26 protein-coding genes are annotated in these 21,837 nt (G+C 42.4%); 19 read left to right on the top strand and 7 right to left on the bottom strand.

The window, feature by feature from the left end; genetic code table 11:
- The first annotated feature begins 12 nt into the window (after nt 1–12).
- On the top strand, nt 13–357 hold the full coding sequence (locus R8925_RS10040) for a PqqD family protein (protein WP_430535738.1): 345 nt from the start codon (nt 13–15) through the stop codon (nt 355–357).
- A gap of 33 nt (nt 358–390) precedes the next feature.
- Here R8925_RS10040 and R8925_RS10035 read toward each other — a convergent pair whose 3' ends face one another.
- Nucleotides 391–930: a TetR/AcrR family transcriptional regulator gene (locus R8925_RS10035; protein WP_430535737.1), complete on the bottom strand. Its 540-nt coding sequence runs from the start codon at nt 928–930 to the stop codon at nt 391–393.
- 122 nt (nt 931–1,052) lie between these two features.
- Here R8925_RS10035 and R8925_RS10030 point away from each other — a divergent pair, with 122 nt between their 5' ends.
- The 3 genes from R8925_RS10030 to R8925_RS10020 all read left to right on the top strand — a co-directional run bounded on the left by R8925_RS10030 (nt 1,053) and on the right by R8925_RS10020 (nt 2,717).
- Nucleotides 1,053–1,982, top strand: coding sequence for a ketopantoate reductase family protein (locus tag R8925_RS10030; protein WP_430535736.1), 930 nt, complete (start codon nt 1,053–1,055; stop codon nt 1,980–1,982).
- Between the two features lie 98 nt (nt 1,983–2,080).
- The gene (locus R8925_RS10025) at nt 2,081–2,542 is read left to right on the top strand and encodes a DUF3997 domain-containing protein (RefSeq protein WP_430535735.1); all 462 of its coding nucleotides are present in this window, start codon (nt 2,081–2,083) and stop codon (nt 2,540–2,542) included.
- Nucleotides 2,535–2,717 (top strand): hypothetical protein, encoded by a 183-nt coding sequence (locus R8925_RS10020; RefSeq protein WP_430535734.1) that lies wholly within the window; start codon nt 2,535–2,537, stop codon nt 2,715–2,717. The genes R8925_RS10025 and R8925_RS10020 overlap by 8 nt, the downstream gene beginning before the upstream one ends.
- On the opposite strand, the gene R8925_RS10015 is transcribed toward R8925_RS10020, so the two are convergent.
- From R8925_RS10015 to R8925_RS10000, 4 genes are read right to left on the bottom strand one after another with little or no spacing between them, the layout of a single operon-like run.
- Complete coding sequence (locus tag R8925_RS10015; protein WP_430535733.1) at nt 2,718–3,509, bottom strand: DUF817 domain-containing protein; 792 nt, start codon at nt 3,507–3,509, stop codon at nt 2,718–2,720.
- Between the two features lie 20 nt (nt 3,510–3,529).
- Complete coding sequence (locus R8925_RS10010) at nt 3,530–4,087, bottom strand: molybdenum cofactor guanylyltransferase (protein ID WP_430535732.1); 558 nt, start codon at nt 4,085–4,087, stop codon at nt 3,530–3,532.
- The gene (locus tag R8925_RS10005) at nt 4,074–4,724 is read right to left on the bottom strand and encodes an ATP-binding cassette domain-containing protein (protein ID WP_430535731.1); all 651 of its coding nucleotides are present in this window, start codon (nt 4,722–4,724) and stop codon (nt 4,074–4,076) included. The genes R8925_RS10010 and R8925_RS10005 overlap by 14 nt, the downstream gene beginning before the upstream one ends.
- 3 nt (nt 4,725–4,727) lie before the next feature.
- Nucleotides 4,728–5,399: a molybdate ABC transporter permease subunit gene (locus tag R8925_RS10000; RefSeq protein WP_430535730.1), complete on the bottom strand. Its 672-nt coding sequence runs from the start codon at nt 5,397–5,399 to the stop codon at nt 4,728–4,730.
- A 184-nt stretch (nt 5,400–5,583) separates the two neighbouring features.
- On the opposite strand from R8925_RS10000, the gene R8925_RS09995 reads away from it, so the two are divergent.
- From R8925_RS09995 to R8925_RS09925, 15 genes are all read left to right on the top strand, one after another.
- The gene (locus R8925_RS09995; protein ID WP_430535729.1) at nt 5,584–5,694 is read left to right on the top strand and encodes a putative holin-like toxin; all 111 of its coding nucleotides are present in this window, start codon (nt 5,584–5,586) and stop codon (nt 5,692–5,694) included.
- A gap of 285 nt (nt 5,695–5,979) precedes the next feature.
- Complete coding sequence (locus R8925_RS09990) at nt 5,980–9,654, top strand: nitrate reductase subunit alpha (RefSeq protein ID WP_430539433.1); 3,675 nt, start codon at nt 5,980–5,982, stop codon at nt 9,652–9,654.
- Entirely contained in the window at nt 9,644–11,239 is a 1,596-nt protein-coding gene (gene narH, locus R8925_RS09985) for a nitrate reductase subunit beta (protein ID WP_430535727.1), read from the top strand. The genes R8925_RS09990 and narH overlap by 11 nt, the downstream gene beginning before the upstream one ends.
- On the top strand, nt 11,232–11,807 hold the full coding sequence (narJ, locus tag R8925_RS09980) for a nitrate reductase molybdenum cofactor assembly chaperone (protein ID WP_430535726.1): 576 nt from the start codon (nt 11,232–11,234) through the stop codon (nt 11,805–11,807). Before narH ends, narJ begins: the two co-directional genes overlap by 8 nt.
- The gene (narI, locus tag R8925_RS09975; RefSeq protein ID WP_430535725.1) at nt 11,797–12,465 is read left to right on the top strand and encodes a respiratory nitrate reductase subunit gamma; all 669 of its coding nucleotides are present in this window, start codon (nt 11,797–11,799) and stop codon (nt 12,463–12,465) included. Before narJ ends, narI begins: the two co-directional genes overlap by 11 nt.
- A gap of 491 nt (nt 12,466–12,956) precedes the next feature.
- Nucleotides 12,957–14,132 (top strand): nitrate/nitrite transporter, encoded by a 1,176-nt coding sequence (locus R8925_RS09970; protein WP_430535724.1) that lies wholly within the window; start codon nt 12,957–12,959, stop codon nt 14,130–14,132.
- 87 nt (nt 14,133–14,219) lie between these two features.
- Nucleotides 14,220–14,978 carry a molybdate ABC transporter substrate-binding protein gene (gene modA, locus R8925_RS09965; protein WP_430535723.1) on the top strand — a complete coding sequence of 253 codons (759 nt, stop codon included), beginning with the start codon at nt 14,220–14,222 and terminating at the stop codon, nt 14,976–14,978.
- A gap of 88 nt (nt 14,979–15,066) precedes the next feature.
- On the top strand, nt 15,067–16,287 hold the full coding sequence (locus tag R8925_RS09960; RefSeq protein ID WP_430535722.1) for a molybdopterin molybdotransferase MoeA: 1,221 nt from the start codon (nt 15,067–15,069) through the stop codon (nt 16,285–16,287).
- Complete coding sequence (gene mobB, locus R8925_RS09955; protein ID WP_430535721.1) at nt 16,266–16,751, top strand: molybdopterin-guanine dinucleotide biosynthesis protein B; 486 nt, start codon at nt 16,266–16,268, stop codon at nt 16,749–16,751. The genes R8925_RS09960 and mobB overlap by 22 nt, the downstream gene beginning before the upstream one ends.
- Nucleotides 16,748–17,170, top strand: coding sequence for a molybdenum cofactor biosynthesis protein MoaE (locus tag R8925_RS09950; protein WP_430535720.1), 423 nt, complete (start codon nt 16,748–16,750; stop codon nt 17,168–17,170). The genes mobB and R8925_RS09950 overlap by 4 nt, the downstream gene beginning before the upstream one ends.
- Entirely contained in the window at nt 17,157–17,399 is a 243-nt protein-coding gene (gene moaD, locus R8925_RS09945; RefSeq protein ID WP_036072160.1) for a molybdopterin converting factor subunit 1, read from the top strand. The genes R8925_RS09950 and moaD overlap by 14 nt, the downstream gene beginning before the upstream one ends.
- An 18-nt stretch (nt 17,400–17,417) precedes the next feature.
- A complete protein-coding gene (gene moaC / locus R8925_RS09940; protein ID WP_430535719.1) occupies nt 17,418–17,897 on the top strand; it encodes a cyclic pyranopterin monophosphate synthase MoaC in 480 nt (159 codons plus the stop codon).
- Between the two features lie 19 nt (nt 17,898–17,916).
- On the top strand, nt 17,917–18,918 hold the full coding sequence (gene moaA / locus R8925_RS09935; RefSeq protein WP_430535718.1) for a GTP 3',8-cyclase MoaA: 1,002 nt from the start codon (nt 17,917–17,919) through the stop codon (nt 18,916–18,918).
- Between the two features lie 102 nt (nt 18,919–19,020).
- Nucleotides 19,021–19,581 (top strand): NADPH-dependent FMN reductase, encoded by a 561-nt coding sequence (locus R8925_RS09930; RefSeq protein WP_430535717.1) that lies wholly within the window; start codon nt 19,021–19,023, stop codon nt 19,579–19,581.
- A gap of 21 nt (nt 19,582–19,602) precedes the next feature.
- Nucleotides 19,603–20,166 (top strand): LOG family protein, encoded by a 564-nt coding sequence (locus R8925_RS09925; RefSeq protein ID WP_430535716.1) that lies wholly within the window; start codon nt 19,603–19,605, stop codon nt 20,164–20,166.
- Between the two features lie 45 nt (nt 20,167–20,211).
- Here R8925_RS09925 and R8925_RS09920 read toward each other — a convergent pair whose 3' ends face one another.
- Together R8925_RS09920 and R8925_RS09915 are read right to left on the bottom strand one after the other, a co-directional pair.
- Nucleotides 20,212–20,697 carry a MogA/MoaB family molybdenum cofactor biosynthesis protein gene (locus R8925_RS09920; RefSeq protein WP_430535715.1) on the bottom strand — a complete coding sequence of 162 codons (486 nt, stop codon included), beginning with the start codon at nt 20,695–20,697 and terminating at the stop codon, nt 20,212–20,214.
- A gap of 12 nt (nt 20,698–20,709) precedes the next feature.
- Entirely contained in the window at nt 20,710–21,705 is a 996-nt protein-coding gene (locus tag R8925_RS09915) for a ThiF family adenylyltransferase (RefSeq protein ID WP_430535714.1), read from the bottom strand.
- Between the last annotated feature and the right edge of the window lie 132 nt (nt 21,706–21,837).

Here is a 21,837-nt window from a genome sequence, read left to right as displayed (position 1 = left end):
GGGGGTTATTCTATGCGAAAAAAAGAACGGCGAAATATGTTGGAAGAAGTTCCAGTTTTGAAGAATGGGTTAGTTCTGGAAGTCGCAGAGCAGGAGAGATATTTGATTGTGCCGCGTTCTGCTTGGTTGGAACGCGTGGCGACGAAGTTTTTAAAGCAACCAACAGAACGGCGGATTAAGCTGGATGAGCATGGTTATTTCATTCTTTCACAGATGGACGGGGAGACGACGATTCCGGAGATGGAGGAGCGGTTTTCACGTACGTTTGGGAATGAGGATGGGATGAGTTTATCGAGATTGGTCCGGTTTTTGCAAATCATGGATTCGTATAGTTGGTTGAAGTGGAAAAGAGGATGAAGAGAGTAGCGGAGATCGGTGTTTTGATCTTCGCTACTTTTTTTGAATGGAAGATGTACCTGAATTAACTAACGTGTCTATTAAGCGAAATAATTGTTCTGGTGGTAAATCTTTTTGTCGACGTTGCCAAAGACGAATCAATGAAAAAGCGGTTGAAATGTTAAATTCTAATAAGTAAGGCGTCATCGAACTATCTTTTGGGATGCAATAATCCAGTTTGTCAGAAAAAAATTCACGTTTCAGCTTCTCAATAAAGCGAATATTGCCGTAATCACTCAGTAAAGCGTGGAGGTATAATTCCTTTTCTTCAAAAAGTAAGAGTATACCTTGTGGATCGGTCTGTTCTTTGTTGTGCGCGTTTTCATGAATGTAATCTAATATGTCATTTTCCATAAAATCAAGCAAATCATAAACATCCGTAAAATACTGATAAAAAGTACTGCGATTATAGCCAGATTTATTGGCAATTTCTTGTACGGTGATTTTCTCTATCGGTTTCTGACTGTAAAGTTCGCAAAACACATCGATTAATGCCTGTCTTGTTTTGTTAGTTATTTCAGGTTGTTTTCTCATGGTAATCTCCTTTCACAATCCAACAGATTTGAAAAAATTGTAGGTTGATGAATATTTATTAAGGCCGTATAATTCATTATACAACACGTTGTTGGATAGTCAATATGATAGGAGGAAAACTTATGAAAATACTGTTTTTTGGACGCGGTGCTATCGGGACACAATATGCTTGGGCTTTTGAGAAGGCGGGCCACACAGTTGAATTTTATGTTCGCGAAGGTAGGAAAGCAATATATGGTTCTCATGTGGATTTAGAAATGTGGGATGCTCGAAAAAGTAAGAAGGATAGGCGGACAAAAGAGAGGTGGCCAATTGTTATACGGGAAGAAATACCGAAAAATCATGACTATGATCTTATTTTTTTGAGTGTGAACCCAGAGCAAGTGTCTGATTCGGCGAAGTACATTGCGCCTCGAATTGGAAAGGCAACTGTTCTTTTTTTCTGTAATTTTTGGAGAAATCCTGAGGTAGCGCTTAATCCGATTTCACCAGACCGGATTGTGTATGGTTTTCCTGGCGCTGGTGGCGGATTCGAGGGGAACACGCTTTACGGTGGACTTTATAAGACGGTTGAATTTGGAACGTTTGCATCTAGTTTTAGTGATAGAAATTTAGAAGTACAGCGACTTTTTGTGGATGCTGGTTTCAGAGTAAAGACGCCAAAAGATTTTCAGAGTTGGCTTCAAAATCATTTTGCATTCAATGTGGCGATGGAGATGGAGGTTTTAAAAAGCGGGAGTTTTAAAAAGGTCGTTTCGTCGTCGGAGTCATTGGCTGGGATTGGTAGTAATATGAGAGAGCTCCGTCTTGTTTTGAAAGCAAAAGGCTCTCAATTGGGCGCTTTAACAAGGATTTTGAATGTTTTACCGCCAAAAGTGGTCGGTTTTTTTCTGAGTAAATTGGTATTTTCGCCTCAGAGTATTAGTTATGCGCTTGTGGAACATAATCATTATCAGGTTGGGCCGGCTGTGAGGGAGATGGTAGTTGAGGCTAGGAAATATGGGATTGAGGCGCCGCGACTTTATGCTGTAGAGAAGTTGATTATGGGGTAGATCGTTAATTTTCGCTGTTTTTGTTGTTTCGTTATTGGGGCTATGATATGGTGGGATGGGATAGCTATATGGGAAATGGCAGAAAAGAGTGGTTTTAAATGTTGAAGAAATGGATTGGTAGTTTGAGTGTATTGGTACTAGCTGGTTGTTCTGGGGCCGGTGATTATGAGATTGATGTGAATGATAAGTATCAAATTGTCGCGATTAACACGATGGAACACGATTTTGTGCGGAAATATCCTGATGGGGCGATGGATAATGTGTTTAAAGTAGTCATGGAGGATGCAGAAGGAACGACGGAGGAGACGATTGGAAATATCGTGGCTTTGGATTGGGATGAGGTGTATTTGATTGCTAAATCGGAGGACACGGAGGAAGTTGGGGAACGGCGATTAAAACACCATAATCCCCAATATTGGATTTTTGATTTAGAGTGGGAAAAATCGTATGGACCGATGGATTTAGCGGCTTTTACGAAATTTAAAAAGGAGAAGGGAATTGATTTGGAATTGCTACCTTATGAGAAGCGGGTAAAAAGGGAGGAACGGAGCTATGACTAAGAAAGTTTGGCTTAATATATTGGGGTGTATTATTGCTGGATTCATTGGTGTTGCAATTTTAGGATTGGATTATGGTTTTCCGCGTATTTATCAAGTTATTATTTTTGTAGTCGCTTTTATGTTTTATTTCAATATCAATAAATATATACGAAAACGAAAAGAAGCCGGCGATTAATTACGAATCGATGGCTTCTTTGCTGTCTTCTCGTCGCTCTTTTTTGAGAAATTTCAGTTCGGCGATGATCATGACACTGATGATGATTAAGAGATACCAGCTGGTGATTTTACCGAAGCCAACGAGTTGCCAGGTGATTGCTTGGTCGGGATAGTACCATGCGCCGAAGAAGCTGGCGATGTTTTCTGCTACCCAGATGAAGAACGCAATGAGCAGGAAGGACAGGGATAGCGGCATCTTTAAGCGTTTGTCGCCGACCGTGAATGATACGATGGTGCGTAGGAAAAGAAGCAGGACGGCGATGATAAGTATGTAACGGAAATCCCAGATGTAATGATGCGTGAAAAAGTTGAGATAAATTGCGACACAGAGCGTGATGACATAGCTACTTTTGGGCCAATTTTTGACGGTGAGATCGAAGCGTTTCCAGGCTTGGCAAATGTAGCTGGCAACGCTTGAGTACATGAAGCCGCTGTAAAGTGGAACGCCGAGTATTTTTGTGTAAGCGTCTTCTGGATAAGCCCAGGAACCCATATGAATTTTGTAGATTTCAAGGGCGAGGCCGATGATGTGGAAAAGCATAATGACTTTGAGTTCATCCCATGTTTCCAGGCCAAATTTGATTAAAAGTAGTTGCGCGATAATGCAGATGATGAGCAGTAAATCGTATCTCGGAAGGAAGGGGATGTCAATGTATTTGGAAAAGGCAAGCGAGAGAAAAATGATGGCTGGGAAGATGCAGCAAAGTATTTGTGTCCATGTGAATTGCCAGAGTAGAGATAGAAACCGCATGTAGTACCTCCTGAAGATGGTTATTTGTAGTTTTTATTTTGGAATGGAGATTCGCTTGGAAAAACGCATTTTTGGGTGTTGATTGTTTGTAAAAGTTGTCGGATACGAAGGTTATCTGTATTTAGCAAGACTTGAGTTTCGTTTTTGCAGTAGGGGATGCAAGCGGTGAGATAATGTTCGGCGTTTTTAGTCGCGGCATAGGCATTTCCCTGATGGATGAGTTCGATAAAAATAGCTGTCGTTACGTGTGGTGTGTCGGTTGGTGTGACGAGATAGCGCTCATATTTAGTGCTGCACATAACTGCGTAAATACCGCCAAGTGGACCTTTATCTAGGAATGGTTCTTGATCGATCAATACAGTTACAGTGTCATCGCTGAACAAAGATTGTATGTCTAAGAATAGACGTTTATTCGTGACGATGAACACGTGATCGACGACTGGGCGCAATTTATCAGCGGTTTGTTCGACCCAAGTTTTCGAATTGGGTGTTTCTTTGTGCAGTGCTTTATCTTCGCCGAAACGCCTGGAATTTCCGCCTGCGAGCACGATTCCTGCGATTGTTTTAGTTTTTGACAAGGCGACCATCCTTTATTTTTAATATTTCTCCTGTGAGGGATTCGGCTTCTTGGTGATAATGGGTAACGAAGATGACTGGAATGTCGAAATCGCGCGCCATTTGACCGACGAGTTCGATGCAGATGTTGCGCGTGTTCTCATCAAGACCGTTGAATGGTTCATCAAGGAGCAGGAGGTTCGGATTGATAATCATTGCACGGGCCATGGCTACGCGTTGTTTTTCACCGCCCGATAATTTTTGGACGGAGGAAAAAAGGAGATGGGAAATTTGTAAGTAGTCGCTTATTTTACGGACTTGTTGTTCGATTTCGGTGCGATTTTTTTTATGGACAGTAAGGCCGAATGCGATATTTTGAAAAACGTTCATATTTGGAAATAGGGCTAGGTTTTGGAAGAGATAGCCTACTTTGCGCGCGGCTGTTGGAACGGAGATATCGCTGTATGTGTCGTCCCAAGCGGTATTGCCGAATTCGATAATGCCTTCGTCGATTTTTTTAAGGCCGCTGATGCACTGGAATAAAGTTGATTTTCCAGAGCCACTCGCGCCCATGATTGCTGTTATTGGAGCAATGAGATCGTAGTTGATGTCAAGATCGTGAAAGGGTAGTTTCTTTTTAAATTGTAAGCGTAGTCCCATGGGTTACATTCCTCTCGTTAAGTTGGTTTGGCGGACGGTTAGGATGTGGATGACCATCAGCGCGATAATGCCGATAATGACGTTGATGAGACCAAGATAAATGGCAGTGCGCATGTCTCCTTGTTGGACCATGAAGTAAATGCTGGAGGCTATGGTATCCGTTTTTCCTTCGACGTAACCGGCAACCATGAGGCTTGCTCCAAATTCACCCATCGCCCGGCAAAAACTAAGTAAAATCCCTGCTAAAATTGGTTGCCAGCAGTTTGGCAGAATGATTTTTACGAAGATGGTTCTGGCGTTTGCGGATAGGGTTTGCGCGGCCCAGACGAGGTCGTGATCAATGGAGAGGAACGCGCTTTTTAGGCCTTGGTACATGATTGGTAGAATGATGATGGTTGTGGCAATGATGGCACCAGCGAGCGTGAAGATGAAGCTGTAATTGAAGTTACTCCATAAAAAAGCGCCGATGAGATCATTTTTGCCGAACAGGTTGAGTAGGATAAGGCCTACGACTGTTGGTGGTAGGACGAGTGGTAATAGGATGATAATTTCAATGATTAGTTGGAATCGTGATTTGCGATTTGCGAAATAGTAGCTGAGCGGGAGCATGGTGAGGAAAGCAAGAATGGTGGATGCGAGCGCTACGATGAGTGAGTGTAGGACTGGTGTGAGCATGAATGAACCTCCGAATTGTGTATGTATTTAGGGAATAAAAGAAAAACACCACAAATTGAGTGTGTTATTCTGTTTTAATTTGATATACTAGAAAAAGTAGAGAAGTGAAAGATGGTGGCTATCTCATCATAAAGGTGGTGGTGCTTATGCGAATAAGTTCAAACCCTTTGGAAAGGACTAGCCGATGTCTGTTGCAGAAGCAATGGCACTTATGCTCGGTTTTGGAAGCTTTATTGTTTCCTTAATCGGTCTAATTGTCGTGATTGTGAAAGCAATACAAAAAGACAAAGAATAACCATCTATTCACTTTTAGCGGAGTAATAGATGGTTATACAAGAACTATTTAATTAACTCGAGCTACCATCTTAATGGGTTCTACTCTTAAAGGGAGTCATGTGTCGAGCATGGCTCTCTTTTCGTTTTTATTATAGCACTATTTGAAAATGGCGTCAAAAAAAGGTTATTTTAAAAATATAGGGATTCTCCCGATGCGTACAAAAGATAGAAGTTGTACTATCAAAGCAAGTAGGAATTTTTCTGTTTTCCTTTGTGAAAAAAATAACAAAAAATGAGGTGGTACATAGTGAGGAAGAAAGGTTTGCGATTCTTTAAACGGACGGAGAAATTTAATGGTAACTGGACGGTGATGGAGGAGAAAAGCCGTGCTTGGGAGAAGATGTATCGAGATCGCTGGAGTCATGATAAGGTGGTTCGCACAACGCATGGTGTCAATTGTACGGGTTCGTGTAGTTGGCAGGTTTTCGTGAAGAACGGGATTATCACGTGGGAAAATCAGGCGACGGATTACCCGAGCTGTGGGCCGGACATGCCAGAATTTGAACCTCGTGGCTGTCCGCGTGGTGCGAGTTTTTCTTGGTATGAGTATAGTCCGCTACGTGTGAAATATCCGTATGTGCGTGGGAAATTATGGCGTCTATGGCAAAATGCGTTGAAGCAGTATGGTGATCCGATTAAGGCTTGGGCGAGTATCGTGGAAGACCCTGAGAAGGCGGAGAGTTATAAGAGCGCGCGTGGTAAAGGTGGACAAATTCGGGTGTCGTGGCAAGAAGCGTACTATATGGTCGCGGCGATGCTGATTTATACGATTAAGAAATATGGACCGGATCGCTTGGCTGGGTTTACGCCAATTCCCGCAATGTCAATGATTAGTTATGCGGCTGGATCGCGGTTCTTGACGCTACTCGGTGGTGAAATGTTGAGCTTCTATGATTGGTATGCGGATTTACCGCCTGCCTCTCCACAAATTTGGGGTGAGCAAACAGATGTGCCAGAGTCTAGTGATTGGTATAACGCAGGTTATATCATGATGTGGGGGTCGAATGTGCCACTTACTCGGACGCCAGATGCGCATTTCATGACGGAAGTTCGCTATAAGGGGACGAAGGTAGTTGCGGTAGCGCCAGACTACGCAGAGAACGTGAAGTTTGCGGATAACTGGCTAGCACCGAATCCTGGGACGGATGCAGCACTTGCACAAGCAATGACGCATGTTATTTTGAAGGAGTTTTATGTGGAACGTGCGGAGCCACTGTTTGTGGATTACGCGAAACAGTTTACCGATTTACCGTTCTTGCTGTTGCTTGATGAGACAGATAAGGGCTTGACGCCGGGTCGATTCTTACGTGAGGATGACTTGCATGCAGGGTTGGAAAAGGTGACGCATGCAGATTGGAAAACGTGCTTGATTGATGAGACAACGGGCGATATTGTGGTTCCGAATGGGACGATGGGTCAGCGTTGGGAAGAGGGCGTAAAATGGAACTTGTCGCTTGAACGCGAGGATGGCTCGATGATTGCGCCTGCGATGACGGTTGGTTTGGATAGAATCGATACGGTTGCGTTTCCTTACTTTGATAATAATGGGAATGGTATTTTTGAACGAGAATTGCCTGTTCGTGAAATTACGCTTGCTGATGGTTCAAAGCGCTTAGTAGCAACAGTTTATGATGTAATGTTAAGCCAATATGGTGTGGCGCGACATGACGGAGATCAACGGGCAGCGCGTGGTTTGGATGATGGGGAAAGTTTATATACACCGGCTTGGCAGGAGTCGATTACGGGTGTGAAAGCAGATATCGTGACGCAGATTGCGCGGGAATTTGCACAGAACGCGATTGATACTGGCGGTCGTTCGATGATTATTATGGGTGCGGGTATCAATCATTGGTTTAATAGTGACACGATTTATCGTTCGATTTTGAACTTAGTAATTTTGACTGCTTCTCAAGGTGTAAACGGCGGAGGCTGGGCGCATTATGTTGGTCAGGAAAAATGTCGTCCAATTGAAGGCTGGCAAACAGTGGCTTTTGCGAAGGATTGGCAAGGCGCAGTGAGACAGCAAAATGCAACGAGTTTCTGGTATTTTGCAACGGATCAATGGCGTTATGAAGAAATGGATACGGATGCTTTGAAATCCCCTCTGGCCAAAAAAATGAGCTATAAACATGCGGCAGATTATAATGTACTGGCGGCGCGCCTTGGTTGGTTGCCTTCTTATCCGCAGTTTAACAAGAATAGTTTGCTCTTTGCAGCGGAAAATAAGGACAAATCGGATGCGGAAATCGTGTCGGGAATTGTGGATGATTTGAAGTCGGAAAAATTGCAGTTTGCGGTGGAAGATCCGGGCAATCCTGTGAATTTCCCGCGTGGTCTTTTTGTATGGCGCTCGAACCTTGTTTCTTCTAGTGGAAAGGGGCAGGAGTATTTCATGAAGCATTTGTTTGGAACGACGAATAACTTGTTGTCGACGCCAAACGATGAGTTTAAGCCAGAGGAAATGGTGTGGCGCGATGAGGAAGCAGAAGGAAAATTAGACTTGATGGTGACGCTTGATTTCCGGATGACGGCGACGCCGATTTATTCGGATGTGGTGCTTCCTGCTGCGACGTGGTATGAGAAGACGGATATTTCGAGTACGGATATGCATCCATTTGTGCATCCGTTTAACCCAGCGATTAGTCCGCTTTGGGAGTCGAAATCGGATTGGAATATTTTTAAAGATTTGAGTCATGCATTTTCTGAGATGGCGAAAGATCATTTGCATGAGGTACAGCGTGATGTGATTATGTTGCCACTGAATCATGACACGCCAATGGAAATATCACAACCTTATGGTGAAATTAAGGATTGGAAAAAAGGTGAAATTGAGGCAATTCCAGGTAAAACGATGCCACATTTCCAATTTGTAGAACGTGATTATACAAAGATTTACGATAAATTTATTACGCTGGGTCCAAATGTTGGAACGGGTAAGGTTGGCGCGCATGGGACACAGTTCCCAGTTGCAAATGAGTATGAAGAAATAAAAAGCATCAATGGGATTTATGAGGATGATTCGATTAAAGACGGGATGCCTATTATGGAAAATGAAAGACAAGCAGCGAATGCGATTTTGCATATTTCTAGTGCAACGAATGGGAAGGTGGCAGTTCGTGCTTGGGAGGTGGCGGAAGAGGCGACTGGTGTAGAGCTTAGTCATTTAGCAAAACCGCGTGAGGCGGAGCGGATTACGTTCCAAAGCATTACGGCGCAACCGCGTGAAGTAATTCCAACGCCGGTATTTACAGGATCGAATACAGACGGCAAACGTTACTCACCATTTACGACGAACATTGAGCACTTAGTTCCATTTCGAACGCTGACTGGGCGACAACATTTTTACATTGACCATGAGATGTTTTTACAATACGGGGAGGCGCTTCCGGTTTACAAGCCGACGTTACCTCCGCAAGTTTTTGCACCTCGTGATAAAGAGATCGTTGAGACGCCAGATACGATTGTGTTGCGCTATTTGACACCACATGGTAAATGGAATATTCACAGTATGTACCAAGATAATCAGCATATGTTGACACTTTTCCGTGGTGGTCCGAATGTGTGGATTAATCATGAAGACGCTGAGGCCGGCAAGATTAAAGATAACGATTGGTTGGAAGTTTACAACCGAAATGGTGTGGTAACGGCACGTGCGGTCGTTAGTCATAGAATGCCAAAAGGAACGATGTACATGTATCACGCGCAAGACCGTCATATCAACGTTCCAGGAACTTCGATTACGGGGACACGCGGTGGTAGTCATAATGCTCCGACAAAAATCCACGTGAAACCAACACAAATGGTTGGCGGTTATGCACAGCTTAGCTACGGTTTTAACTATTATGGACCAATTGGAAATCAGCGAGATCTCTATGTTGCGGTCCGGAAACTGAATGAGGTGAATTGGCTTGAAGATTAAAGCACAAGTTGGAATGGTAATGAATTTAGACAAATGCATCGGTTGCCATACGTGTAGTGTGACATGTAAAAATACGTGGACAAACCGCCCTGGTGCTGAATATGTTTGGTTTAATAATGTGGAAACAAAGCCAGGTATTGGTTATCCGAAACAATGGGAAGATCAGGAACGCTACAAAGGTGGCTGGAAACTGAAAAAAGGAAAATTGGAGCTTGCAGCTGGTTCGAAGTGGAATAAAGTTATGCTCGGGAAAATCTTCTACAATCCAGATATGCCAGAATTAAACGATTACTACGAGCCGTGGACATATAATTACGATACGCTTTTCACGCCGAAAGAGAAGAAAAATCAACCAGTTGCTCGTCCAAAATCTGTAATTACAGGAAAAGATATGGAAATAGAATGGGGTCCAAACTGGGAGGATGATTTGGCGGGTGCTCCAACGACGATGCCGCTTGATCCGAACATGAAAAATATCGAAACGGAGATAAAAACGAATTTTGAGACAGCGTTTATGATGTATTTGCCTCGTTTATGTGAGCATTGTTTGAATCCATCTTGTGTGGCATCTTGTCCAAGTGGTGCGATGTATAAACGTGATGAGGACGGGATTGTACTTGTCGATCAGGAGGCTTGTCGTGGCTGGCGTTATTGTATGACTGGTTGCCCTTATAAAAAGGTTTACTTTAACTGGAAAACGAATAAGGCCGAAAAATGTACCTTCTGTTTTCCGCGCATCGAGGCTGGTTTGCCAACGGTTTGTTCAGAGACATGTACAGGTCGGATTCGCTATCTTGGCGTGATGCTCTATGATGCGGATGGTGTGAAGGAGGCGGCTTCGGTGGAGGACGAGAAAGAGTTGTATGAGAAGCAACTAGACTTGTTCCTTGATCCGAATGACCCAGCAGTGATTGAGCAGGCGCGTAAAGATGGAATTAAAGAAGATTGGATTAAGGCAGCGCAAAATTCACCAGTTTATAAAATGGCGAAGGAATATAAGATTGCGTTCCCGCTACATCCAGAATACCGCACAATGCCAATGGTTTGGTACGTGCCACCACTTTCACCAATCATGAATTATTTTGAAGGGAAAGATTCGATTAATAATCCAGATATGATTTTCCCAGCGATTGATGAAATGCGGATTCCTGTTGATTACTTGGCGAGTTTGCTGACGGCTGGGAATACAGATGTGATTAAGACATCGCTTCAAAAAATGGCGATGATGCGGATGTATATGCGAGCGGTGAGCTCTGGTAAAGATTTTGATACGGATAAATTAGCACGGGTGGGTATGACGGAGCAAGAGGTTAAGAAGATGTACCGCTTGCTGGCGATTGCCAAGTATGAGGACCGTTTTGTAATCCCTGCGAGCCATAAAGAGGAGTACATTGATACGTATAGAGCGCAAGGATCATCTGGTTTTTCTGAGGATGTTTGTGGTGGTTGTAGCTTGGCGGACCAGATTAATAAGCCTGATGTGACCAATACACCGATGCCGATGGGAAGTAGTACGCAACAACCTTCGAAATCGACGCAGGATATGTATGAAGAAAGTTTTTATGGGGGGATTTGGCGTGATTAATTATGCCTTGCTAGACGAAAAACGTGCTGTTTTTGGCGCTCTTTCAGCGGTGCTATCGTATCCAGAGAAACGCTTTATTAATGATCGGTTTTTGCTTTTAGAAACGTTTAAGAATCCTAAAACGCTAGATTTAATTACGGCGTTTTGGGAGGAAATTTCGACGCTGACATTTGGACAGATAACGGAGACATATGTGGATACATTTGATTTTAATAAAAAAACAACGCTTTATATGACTTTCTATAAATTTGAGGATGCGCGGGAACGTGGGCAGATGCTGGCGAAACTGAAAGTGCTATATGAGATGTTCGGTTTATTGCCAGATGATGCCGAGTTAACGGATTATTTGCCACTGATGCTCGAGTTTATTGATGCGGGCGATTGGTATATGGATGATCGTTCCGGAGATAGCATTGAGCTTTTGATTGGTGTTATTGAGGATGGTTCGTATCATTTGCTTCAAGCGCTTGAAGAAGCAGGGAATCCGTATCGCTATGTAATTGAAGCAATGCGAAATGAATTGCGTATTTGTGTGAAGCAGGGAGAGGAGAAGCAGCATGTGGAATAATTTTTTATGGATTGTTTTACCCTACCTTGTTTTGGCAAGTTTTGTGTTCGGTCACATTTTCCGCTATCGTTATGATCATTTTACAGTGACCTCGAAGTCTTCGGAAATGATTGAAAAGAGACAATTAATGATTGGGAGTATCTTGTTCCATGTCGGTATTATTTTTGTTGTTGGCGGTCATTTTATTGGGCTGGTCATTCCAAAAAGTTGGACGACTTCAATTGGGATTAGTGAGCATATGTATCATTTAGTTGCTGTTGGGATTGGTAGTGTGTTCGGGATTATGGCGTTTGTCGGGATGTTTTTATTAACGTTCCGGAGATTGTCAAATGATCGCGTTCGAATGACGAGCTCGATTATGGATATCATCGTGAATGTGACATTGCTGTTGACGCTGTTTCTTGGAATGGCGAGCACTTTGTTCGCCAATCCAGCGAATCCTGGATTTGATTACCGGGAGTCAATCGCTGTTTGGTTTAGGCAATTGTTTATTTTCCAGCCAGATGCGAGTTTGATGGCGAATGTGCCGGTGTTTTTCCAGTTGCATATCATTAGTGCTTTTATCATTTTTGCGTTGTTCCCGTATACAAGGTTAGTACATGCATGGAGCGTCCCATTGTCATATTTGAAGAGGAGCTATATTATTTATCGAAAATGAAAAGTCGAAGAAGCCCGTTTATGTTGATGAACTTTCAAACAGTCGTTTGGTTTGATTGAGTGAATCAATAGGCAGTGGAGCAATGCGAGACTGACAACTTTTTAATTGCTAGGGTACGCAGTAAGAGTACTCCTTTGACTTTTACGGAGGCCACGAAATTTTAGAAGGGCTGGCTTCTGAGGCTGGATTGGGAGGCTCAGCACATGGATTACGTGCTCACTTTATTCGCATGTATATTGAGGTTCTAATGTTTTTCGCTTCTTATTTGTTCTGACTTTTGTTCTGAGCTCGGTATTATAAGAACCACTGATGGATTACATGCTCACCACGTTCGCATGCATATTGAGGTTCTAATTCAGCGAACTACGCTTCATAAGAACCGTTGATGGATTACATGCTCACTTCATTCGCATGTATATTGAGGTTCTAATTCAGCATATTACGCTTCATAAGAACCTCAACAATTTTCTAAACTGAAGGGAGAAATAAAAATGCAACACACATCGAAAAAAGATGCGTATATCGCGCTCACCATTGCCACGGTTGCGATGGCGATTTCATTTATGGTCTGGGCTTCTTTGTCGCCAGTTTCCAATCAGATTGCCACGGAATTTGGCTTATCTGCTTCACAAAAAAGCTTACTTATTGCCACACCAGTACTTCTCGGCTCTATTATGCGAATTCCAATGGGGATTTTGAGTGATAGGTTCGGTGGGAAAAAAATCTATATCATTACGATGCTTTTCACGCTGATTCCGCTCGTTCTTATTCCATTTGCAAGTTCTTATGTGTACTTGATAACTTGTGCTTTTTTCATCGGTATGGCTGGAACAACTTTTGCGATTGCGATTTCATATGTTTCGACTTTTTTTCCGCCTGAAAAGCAAGGTTTAATTCTTGGTATTGCTGGAATGGGAAATATCGGTAATGCATTAGCGGGTCTTATCATTCCGCGTATTAGTGAGAATTGGGGATTTGATTGGATTTACTATTCTTTGATGATTGCCATCGTTGCTATATCAGTAATTTTTGCTATTTTTGCGAAAGAAATGAAACTTCCAGATGAAAAGAAAACATTGAAGCAGTCGCTATCGGTTGCGAAGGATAAAAATACATGGTACTTATCTTTGTTCTATTTCCTTACATTTGGTTCCTTTGTAGCGCTTAGTAATTATTTACCAGCTTTCATGGGAGATCAGTTCTCAATAGGTGCAGTAAATGCTGGATTATTCTCTGCTGGATTTGCAGCGACGGCTACATTTATGCGTCCTGTTGGTGGAATTTTAGCAGATAAATTGAATCCAACCAAACTACTAACAACTGGTTTTGCACTCGTGGCAGTGGCTGCGTTCTTGATTGCTTTCTCATTGACTCAGTACGGTATATTTACAACACTGATTTTCATAACAGCGCTTATTATAGGGCTGGGAAATGGAGTTGTTTTCAAAATGGTGCCAATGGTTTCAAAAGGAAATACGGGAGCAGTGACAGGATTCGTTGGTGCTGCTGGCGGGATTGGAGGCTTTTTCCCGCCGCTTCTACTCGGTGTTATTAAAGAAAGTACAGGTTCTTATATGCTTGGATTTATTCTACTTGGTGTATTTGCACTTATTTGTCTTGTAACAGTTTGGGCCGTTTATGTGCGCAAACCAGCTGTCGCAAACTGATTTGAAAAGAGACAGTGGAGCTATTTCGCTGTCTTTTTTTGAGAAATTTCCGTACAATGGAAATAGATAACATAGGGGGAATAGTAGATGAGAAAATGGGTGGTAAGTGGCTTGCTTTTTGTTGTGTCGCTAGCTATTTTAGCTGGGTGTGGTACACAGGAAACGCAAACAATACATATTTCCGTGGCGGCGAGTTTGAAGGACGTAATGGATGACGTGAAGTCTTTGTATGAGAAGAGTCATAATCATGTGAGATTGGAATTCGACTTTGCTGGTTCAGGGCAAATACGTGAGCGTGCAGTTAATGGGGCACCAATTGATGGTGTTGTACTGGCAAGTGTGACTGATGTGGATAAATTGATGGATAAAAAAATAGTTGACAATAAACAGCAAATTGCGTCAAATACGCTGGTGGCTGTGATGCCGAATAAGAGTGTTCCAACTAATAATATTAAGGAAGAATTAGCAAAGGCACATGTTATTGCTATCGGTGACCCGAATTCTGTTCCAGCTGGAAAATATGCAGTGGAATTTTTAATGAAAGAGCAGTTAATGGACAGCGTGAAATCACGATTAGTGAAGGCAAATGACGTTCGACAAGTCCTAGCGTATGTAGAATCAGGCAATGCAGATATTGGATTTGTTTATAAAACGGATGCAATGATTTCGAAAAAGGTGCAAACAGCGTATAAAATCGATAGTGCACTGTACAATCCGATTGGTTATTATGCAGCAGTGATTAAAGATTCTGATATGGCTGATGAGGCATCTCAATTTATGGAATATATGAAAGGGAAGCAAGCGCAGCGTATTTTAAAGAAGTATGGATTTGGTGAGGTAAAGTAGCAATAAGTGAGCGCTTACACTGTTATTTTCACAAGGATTGATGTATAGTGGAACTAGTTGAATTTTGCAAGAAAGGAAAGTGTCTGGCATGTTGGATAGACGAGTAGCAATTCGAATAGAGGAAGCACAAAAGCGATTAATGGAGAACGCTGTCATGCTCGGTGTAGAAGAGCTTGCAATCACAGACGCAAATGGTCGGATTCTAGCGCAGGAAGTAAAAGCAGCGATGGCAATGCCGTATTTCAGGCGTTCAGGCTATGACGGTTTTGCGATTCGAGCGGAAGACGACACGAACTATCCGCGAATTTTTCAAGTTGTGGCAGACGTGCCATGTGGTGCTACCTATAATCATGATTTACAAGAGAATGAGACGGTGCGTATCATGACAGGTGCTAAAGTTCCAGAGAATGCTGGCAAAGTTATTATGTTGGAGCAATCACGCGAAACGGATGATCCAACAACGATTACACTCATTAATACGCATAAAAATACAAATATTACAGAGCGCGGCGAAGAGTTTGAAGTAGGCGCTACGCTACTCCAAGCACATCATCATTTGAATCCTGGCTCTATCAGTTTACTTGCTGCATTCGGAATTCCAAATGTGACAGTTTTCCGAAGACCACGTGTCGCAATTTTATCCACAGGCTCCGAACTTATCCAACCCGGAGAGCCTCTTCCCGACGGCAAAATTTTCAATAGTAATCACCTTATGTTGGCGGCTTTAGCAAAAGATGCAGGCGCACAAGTCATTGCAGTAGAGCAAATAGAGGATGACTTAGCGTTAACAAAAAAACGGCTCACCGATCTTGCCAAACAAGCAGATCTCATTCTTACAACAGGTGGCGTTTCCGTCGGGGACTTCGATTTTATGGCAATTATTGCAAAAGAAGATGCCGAACTTCTCTATAATAAAATTCAAATGCGACCAGGAAGCGTCACGACAGCGATGCGCTATGAAAACACACTAGTTGCAGCTCTTTCCGGTAATCCCGGCGCATGTTTTACAGCATTCCATTTGCTAATTGCACCAATCCTTGCCAAAATGAGTGGAGATATCGAAACCCAGTTTACTTTTCAACGGGCAAAAATGGGCGCAGATTATTCGAAAAATAATGCTTACGATCGTTTTTTACGCGGGCAATTGCTATATGAAGAAGGCGAACTCATCGCGGTTCCAGTCGGTAGCGACATGTCGAGTGCGCTTGGCAATTTACACTTAACGGAATGCCTTATTAGAATACCGAGTGGCAAAACGGGCAAATATAAAGGAGAGGAGATTGAGGTATGGCGCTTATTTTCCAAATAACAGGATTCAAAAAAAGTGGCAAAACAACGCTCACAAACTGCTTTGTGCAACAGTTAAAAATGAAGGATTATACGGTTGCTGTTATTAAGCACGATGCGCATGCATTCGCAATCGATCACCCAGATACTGACTCCTATTCCTTTCGCGAAAGTGGGGCAGATATTGTCGCTCTGTCCTCTGCGTCCCAACACGCGATTATGGTAGATCGAGGAATTACACTGAAAGATATGATTGCCAGTTTGCCGACGACTGACGTAATTTTAATCGAGGGTTATAAGGAGGCGCCATTTCCAAAAATTGTGATGGTACGAGATAAAGAGGACATTGCAACATTGAAAACACTGCCAGCAATCCATACGATGGCAACGTTGTATGATAGTCTTCCAGCTGACATTTTGAAAGTAAGCACGCAAGCCACACAAGAGGCACTATGTCAAACGATAATCGAGGAATTTTTACAATGATAGATGTTAGATTGCAGCAGGAGCCAATTGATGTTGGCTCGTCATACCAAGAGTTAGTGAATGCTAAGTTCGGCGCTGTGAACATGTTTGTCGGTACGATTCGCGAATGGACCGGCGAGATTCAGACGCAGACGATTCGTTACACGGCATACAAAGAAATGGCGATGAAGGAACTATCGAAATTGGCGCATGAAGTAGAAGTGAAATATGATGCGGATGTGATTGTCATTCACCGTTTAGGCGAGTTACAGTTGACTGATATCGCTGTATTCATTGGGGTTGCAACACCTCACCGCGCCGCTTCCTATGAAGGCTCACGTTTTATTATTGAGGAACTAAAAAAACGGGTTCCTATTTGGAAAGAAGAGATGGATACGGATCGTGTCCGGTGGGGAGGTGAGCGAGATGACGCCCATTAAATTATTCGCTTTTCTCGTCCAGAAAGCAGGCTTTTCTCAAATAAATTTCGACCTTTCTGATTGCAAGACTGTCGCAGATGTGAGACAGTTAGTGAGTAAGGAAATTCCAGCGATTGAAGCTGATGTTGCCAAATGCATGATTGCGGTCAACATGGAGTTCCAAGCAGATGATTACCAACTGACAGATGTTTCAGAAATCGCGATAATCCCTCCAGTAAGCGGAGGATGAGATGAAGGAGACGATAAAATGACGGATGAATTATCACACTTCAATGAGGAACAGCGCGCTCACATGGTAGATGTAACGAAGAAAAGTGAAACACAAAGACGTGCTATTGCTCAAACGACGCTACATATGGAAGAAGCGACTTTGACACGTATTAAAGATGGACTTATCGATAAAGGTGATGTGCTCGCCGTTGCGCAAGTAGCAGGAATTATGGCTACGAAAAAAACAAGTGAACTAATCCCAATGTGTCACCCGATTATGACGACCAAAGTGAACATCATGTTTACTGATGATGGCAAAGATCATTTGACGATTATTGCAGAAGTTGTTACTATCGGCAAAACTGGTGTCGAGATGGAGGCTCTTACGGCTGTCACTGTGACCGCATTAACAGTTTACGATATGTGCAAAGCGATAGATAAAAAAATAGTCATTGAAAACACACATCTTGTTGAAAAAACAGGAGGAAAAAGCGGAAAATTCCGTTTCGATAAATAGTAAATAGGAGGCAGGTATTATGCAATTATTAACCGATCGCTTTGGACGCGTCCATGATTATATACGCATTTCTGTTACAGATCGTTGTAATTTGCGCTGCGTATACTGTATGCCTGATGAAGGTATGAAATTCCTACCTCACGAACAAGTCTTATCCAAAGATGAAATTATTGACTTTATGAAAATCATGGTCGGTTTTGGCATCAAAAAAGTTCGGATTACGGGCGGTGAGCCACTTTTACGAACAGATATTGTAGACATTATTGCAGGTATCAGCGCTATTCCAGAAATTGAAGATATCGCGGTAACGACGAATGCGATGTATCTTGTCAAAAAAGCAGAAGCCCTGAAAGCAGCTGGGTTAACACGTGTTAATATCAGTTTAGATTCCTTACATGAAGACCGTTTCAAAACGATTACACGTGGTGGTAAGCTACAAAAAGTATTGGACGGCATCGCGAAAGCAGAAGAAGTCGGCTTTTTCCCGATTAAGTTGAATGTTGTTTTAATTAAAGGCCAGAATGACGATGAAATTTTAGATTTCCTTCAGTTTACGAAAGATAAGGATATCAACATCCGTTTTATTGAATATATGCCGATTGGTCACGCTGGTGATGGTTGGAAAAAACAGTATTTATCATTACAAACTATTTTCGATGCATGTGATGAGGCTGGGCTTTCCTATCAACCAGTAGACTCGATTCGTGGCAATGGACCATCAGAGAACTATCGCTTAGAAGGCGCGAAAGGCACATTTGGCTTGATTCACCCAGTTAGTTCTCATTTTTGTGCGAGTTGTAACAGGTTGCGCTTGACTGCTGATGGCTACATTAAAGCATGTCTCTATTGGGATGAGGAAATGAATATTCGCCCGTTCATCAATGACCCAGAAAAATTAATGGCACTCGTACAAAAATCTATTGATAATAAACCAGAAAGTCACGAGATGGCGATTGCGCTGCAAGATGAAATGCAGTCTCATAAACCGACAACACGACGCATGAGCCAGATAGGTGGATAGTCTCTGTACGCCGAGTAAAAAAAGATATTTTGTATGCAAATTAGGAAAGGTCTGCATCCCCATTTTTGGAGGTGCGGACTTTCTTGTATAGGAGCGAATAAAATGACAGAAAAACCAAGAATAGGCCTCATTATTGGGAGCACCCGTCCAACGCGTGTTTGCCGCACGGTGGCAGAATGGGCAATGAAAGAGATGGAACATGGATTGCTAAATCTAAGTTTGATTGATCTTGCTGAGGTAAATCTTCCATTTTTAGATGAACCAGAGATTCCAGCACATCGTAATTATCAGCAGGAGCACACGAAAGCTTGGAGTCGCGTGATTAATGAATATGATGGATTCGTCCTTGTTTTTCCACAATATAATTGGGGATATCCCGCAGTTCTCAAAAATGCATTGGATTTTCTATACGATGAGTGGCGCGGGAAACCTGTAAGTATTATGTGTTACGGTGGGCACGGCGGTTTTCAAGCAACGTTAAGTATGAAACTCGTCACGCAAGGGCTTCATATGTACAATATCGCTACCAATCCGGCCCTAGATATTTCTGATGATATGTTTGATGAGTCCGGTCAATTTAAAAATATTGAAAAAGACTTCGCACGTTATAAAATACCATTGCAATCTATGTCTAGTGAATTCGCTAGTCTTTTAGTCAAATAAAAACAGATAGGGGTACTAGTTTTGAATTACATCGCAGTATTTTGTGGAGCAAGTATGGGAAATAGCTCCGTTTATCAAGAAGCAACAAAGGCGTTAGGAAAATGGATTGCAGAAAAATACGATGGTCTCGTATATGGTGGTGGAAAAGTAGGTTTGATGGGAATTCTCGCAGATGAAGTTTTAACAAATGGCGCAGATGTAGTCGGGGTTATTCCAGAAGCACTAAAGAACAGGGAAATTGCGCATGAAGGGCTAACTGAACTGTATGTCGTAGCCAATATGCATGAACGAAAAGCGCAAATGATTGCCTCTGCAAACGTATATTTGGCTATGCCAGGAGGCCCTGGAACACTTGAAGAAATTACAGAAGTTGTCTCATGGGGAAGAATTGGTGAACATCAGAATCCATGTATATTATACAATGTAGATGGCTATTACAATCTGCTAGGGAAATTTTATAATCAAATGGTAGAGGAAGGATTTTTGACACAAGCTGATCGAGACAAGATACTAATATCTGATTCGCTCGATGAAATAGACCAATTTATAATCTCCTATACACCACCAATAATTCGCACATATTAACAAACGCAAAAAATCCTAGCGATATGCAAACCGCTAGGATTTATTCTATTTTCGTCGTTCTGCTAAAAAATGAGGCAATTCTGGGATAATAAGTTGATTAATCGCGAGCTCGCATGCATTGGAAGAGCCAGGAATCACGAATAGTAGCACATTATCCAGCGTAAATCCTGCAAATGCACGTGACAACATAGCACGTGTTCCAATTTCTTTGTAACTAAGCATTCGGAACAATTCTCCAAAACCCGGAATCTCCTGTGCCACTTGATCCCATAAAGCTTCAAACGTTACATCACGCATGGCAATTCCCGTGCCACCATTTGAAATCACACAATCACATTTCGGCTTCAATTTTGCAAGTCCTTCATTGATTAAGAAATCGTCATCTTTCACGACAATACGTTGCACAACAAGGTGTCCAGCTGTCTCAAGTGCCTTTGCAAGTAACTGTCCACTTTTATCAGTGTCCAAATTCCGCGTATCACTAATCGTTAAAATCCCAACACGAGCCTGAATAAATTCCTTCTGTTCCATTTTTGCGCCTCCTCAAATTTCATTAAAAAAGTGCTGATATTGTTTCTTAGCAATCATTAAATCATTTGTTCCGTGTATCAACACACGTCCATTCTGAAAAACCGTAAAATCATATCCTTGAAAATGAAAAGTAAGAACGAAACGGTTGGCGTTATTGGGGATTTCTTGTTGACCAAGCACTGCCTGAAACTCCTTGAAATCAATAGCTGTGCCAATCTGAAACTGCACTGTATCACGCCCACAAAGCAACACCGGTTGTTTTGAAAAAGTGGTATCAAGCTTCTTCTTATGGACACAAACCACACAATCTGGATTTCGCGTCACACCAAATTTCTGAAACGTCATCTCCCAATTATCCAATTGATAGTAATTAGTCCGTCGCTCCCCAAGTAATAATTTCGTCAAAAGTGACACTTGAAGCCCAGCCAACATTGGAATCAGCGCACCATGTACCCCAATAATGTCACAACTCGTTTCATTAAAAAGTGGCATCTTCTCCATTAGACAATGCAAACAAGCCGTCTCACCTGGAATAATCGGCATCACATTGGCAAATGTACCTGCGCACGACGCAAAAATCCAAGGTATTTGCTGTTCCAAGCACCACTGGTTTAAAAATCGCCGCGTTGCAAAATTATCTGTACAATCCAAAACCGCGTCCAGATTTCCAGCAAAAGGTAACAGTGATTGGCCATTCGCATCATCCACCAAGAAATCAATTTGAATATCTTGATTAATTGCACGCAAAGCCTTCGTTGCGGCCCAAGCTTTTGCCTCCTTATGCATCGCATCTTGTTCTGTAAACAGTGTTTGCCGTTGCAAGTTCGATAATTCCACAAAATCACGATCCACTAAAATAAGCCGGCCAAACCCCATACGTGTGGCAATCTCAGCTGCATATGTACCAATCGCTCCAACTCCAACAATAAGAATCGTACTCGAACGCAACGCTTCTTGTCCTGTATTCCCAATCTGTGCCACTCGTAATTGCCGATCGTAACGCTCCATGTGAAACACCTTCTTTCTGCACTTTTATTTTACCAGAAAAATGCGTAGGAAGCTTGAAAAAAAACGCAGAACATGTAATTGCTTAAAATTAGTTCCATTCAGAACGATTTTTATGTATAATGGGAGTTTACA

Origin of the sequence: Listeria rocourtiae subsp. hofi (genome assembly GCF_963575615.1) — a bacterium.
GTDB classification, from domain to species: Bacteria; Bacillota; Bacilli; order Lactobacillales; family Listeriaceae; genus Listeria_A; species Listeria_A hofi.
The sequence above is the reverse complement of the archived record's forward strand: the minus strand, read 5'-3'. Positions and strand labels throughout refer to the sequence as shown.

Bases quoted from the DNA above. Each gene is read 5' to 3' on its own strand.
- R8925_RS10040 (WP_430535738.1), top strand. From the start codon at position 13: ATGCGAAAAAAAGAACGGCGAAATATGTTGGAAGAAGTTCCAGTTTTG.
- R8925_RS10035 (WP_430535737.1), bottom strand. From the start codon at position 930: ATGAGAAAACAACCTGAAATAACTAACAAAACAAGACAGGCATTAATC.
- R8925_RS10030 (WP_430535736.1), top strand. From the start codon at position 1,053: ATGAAAATACTGTTTTTTGGACGCGGTGCTATCGGGACACAATATGCT.
- R8925_RS10025 (WP_430535735.1), top strand. From the start codon at position 2,081: ATGTTGAAGAAATGGATTGGTAGTTTGAGTGTATTGGTACTAGCTGGT.
- R8925_RS10020 (WP_430535734.1), top strand. From the start codon at position 2,535: ATGACTAAGAAAGTTTGGCTTAATATATTGGGGTGTATTATTGCTGGA.
- R8925_RS10015 (WP_430535733.1), bottom strand. From the start codon at position 3,509: ATGCGGTTTCTATCTCTACTCTGGCAATTCACATGGACACAAATACTT.
- R8925_RS10005 (WP_430535731.1), bottom strand. From the start codon at position 4,724: ATGGGACTACGCTTACAATTTAAAAAGAAACTACCCTTTCACGATCTT.
- R8925_RS10000 (WP_430535730.1), bottom strand. From the start codon at position 5,399: ATGCTCACACCAGTCCTACACTCACTCATCGTAGCGCTCGCATCCACC.
- R8925_RS09995 (WP_430535729.1), top strand. From the start codon at position 5,584: ATGTCTGTTGCAGAAGCAATGGCACTTATGCTCGGTTTTGGAAGCTTT.
- narI (WP_430535725.1), top strand. From the start codon at position 11,797: ATGTGGAATAATTTTTTATGGATTGTTTTACCCTACCTTGTTTTGGCA.
- R8925_RS09970 (WP_430535724.1), top strand. From the start codon at position 12,957: ATGCAACACACATCGAAAAAAGATGCGTATATCGCGCTCACCATTGCC.
- modA (WP_430535723.1), top strand. From the start codon at position 14,220: ATGAGAAAATGGGTGGTAAGTGGCTTGCTTTTTGTTGTGTCGCTAGCT.
- R8925_RS09960 (WP_430535722.1), top strand. From the start codon at position 15,067: ATGTTGGATAGACGAGTAGCAATTCGAATAGAGGAAGCACAAAAGCGA.
- mobB (WP_430535721.1), top strand. From the start codon at position 16,266: ATGGCGCTTATTTTCCAAATAACAGGATTCAAAAAAAGTGGCAAAACA.
- R8925_RS09950 (WP_430535720.1), top strand. From the start codon at position 16,748: ATGATAGATGTTAGATTGCAGCAGGAGCCAATTGATGTTGGCTCGTCA.
- moaD (WP_036072160.1), top strand. From the start codon at position 17,157: ATGACGCCCATTAAATTATTCGCTTTTCTCGTCCAGAAAGCAGGCTTT.
- moaC (WP_430535719.1), top strand. From the start codon at position 17,418: ATGACGGATGAATTATCACACTTCAATGAGGAACAGCGCGCTCACATG.
- moaA (WP_430535718.1), top strand. From the start codon at position 17,917: ATGCAATTATTAACCGATCGCTTTGGACGCGTCCATGATTATATACGC.
- R8925_RS09930 (WP_430535717.1), top strand. From the start codon at position 19,021: ATGACAGAAAAACCAAGAATAGGCCTCATTATTGGGAGCACCCGTCCA.
- R8925_RS09920 (WP_430535715.1), bottom strand. From the start codon at position 20,697: ATGGAACAGAAGGAATTTATTCAGGCTCGTGTTGGGATTTTAACGATT.
- R8925_RS09915 (WP_430535714.1), bottom strand. From the start codon at position 21,705: ATGGAGCGTTACGATCGGCAATTACGAGTGGCACAGATTGGGAATACA.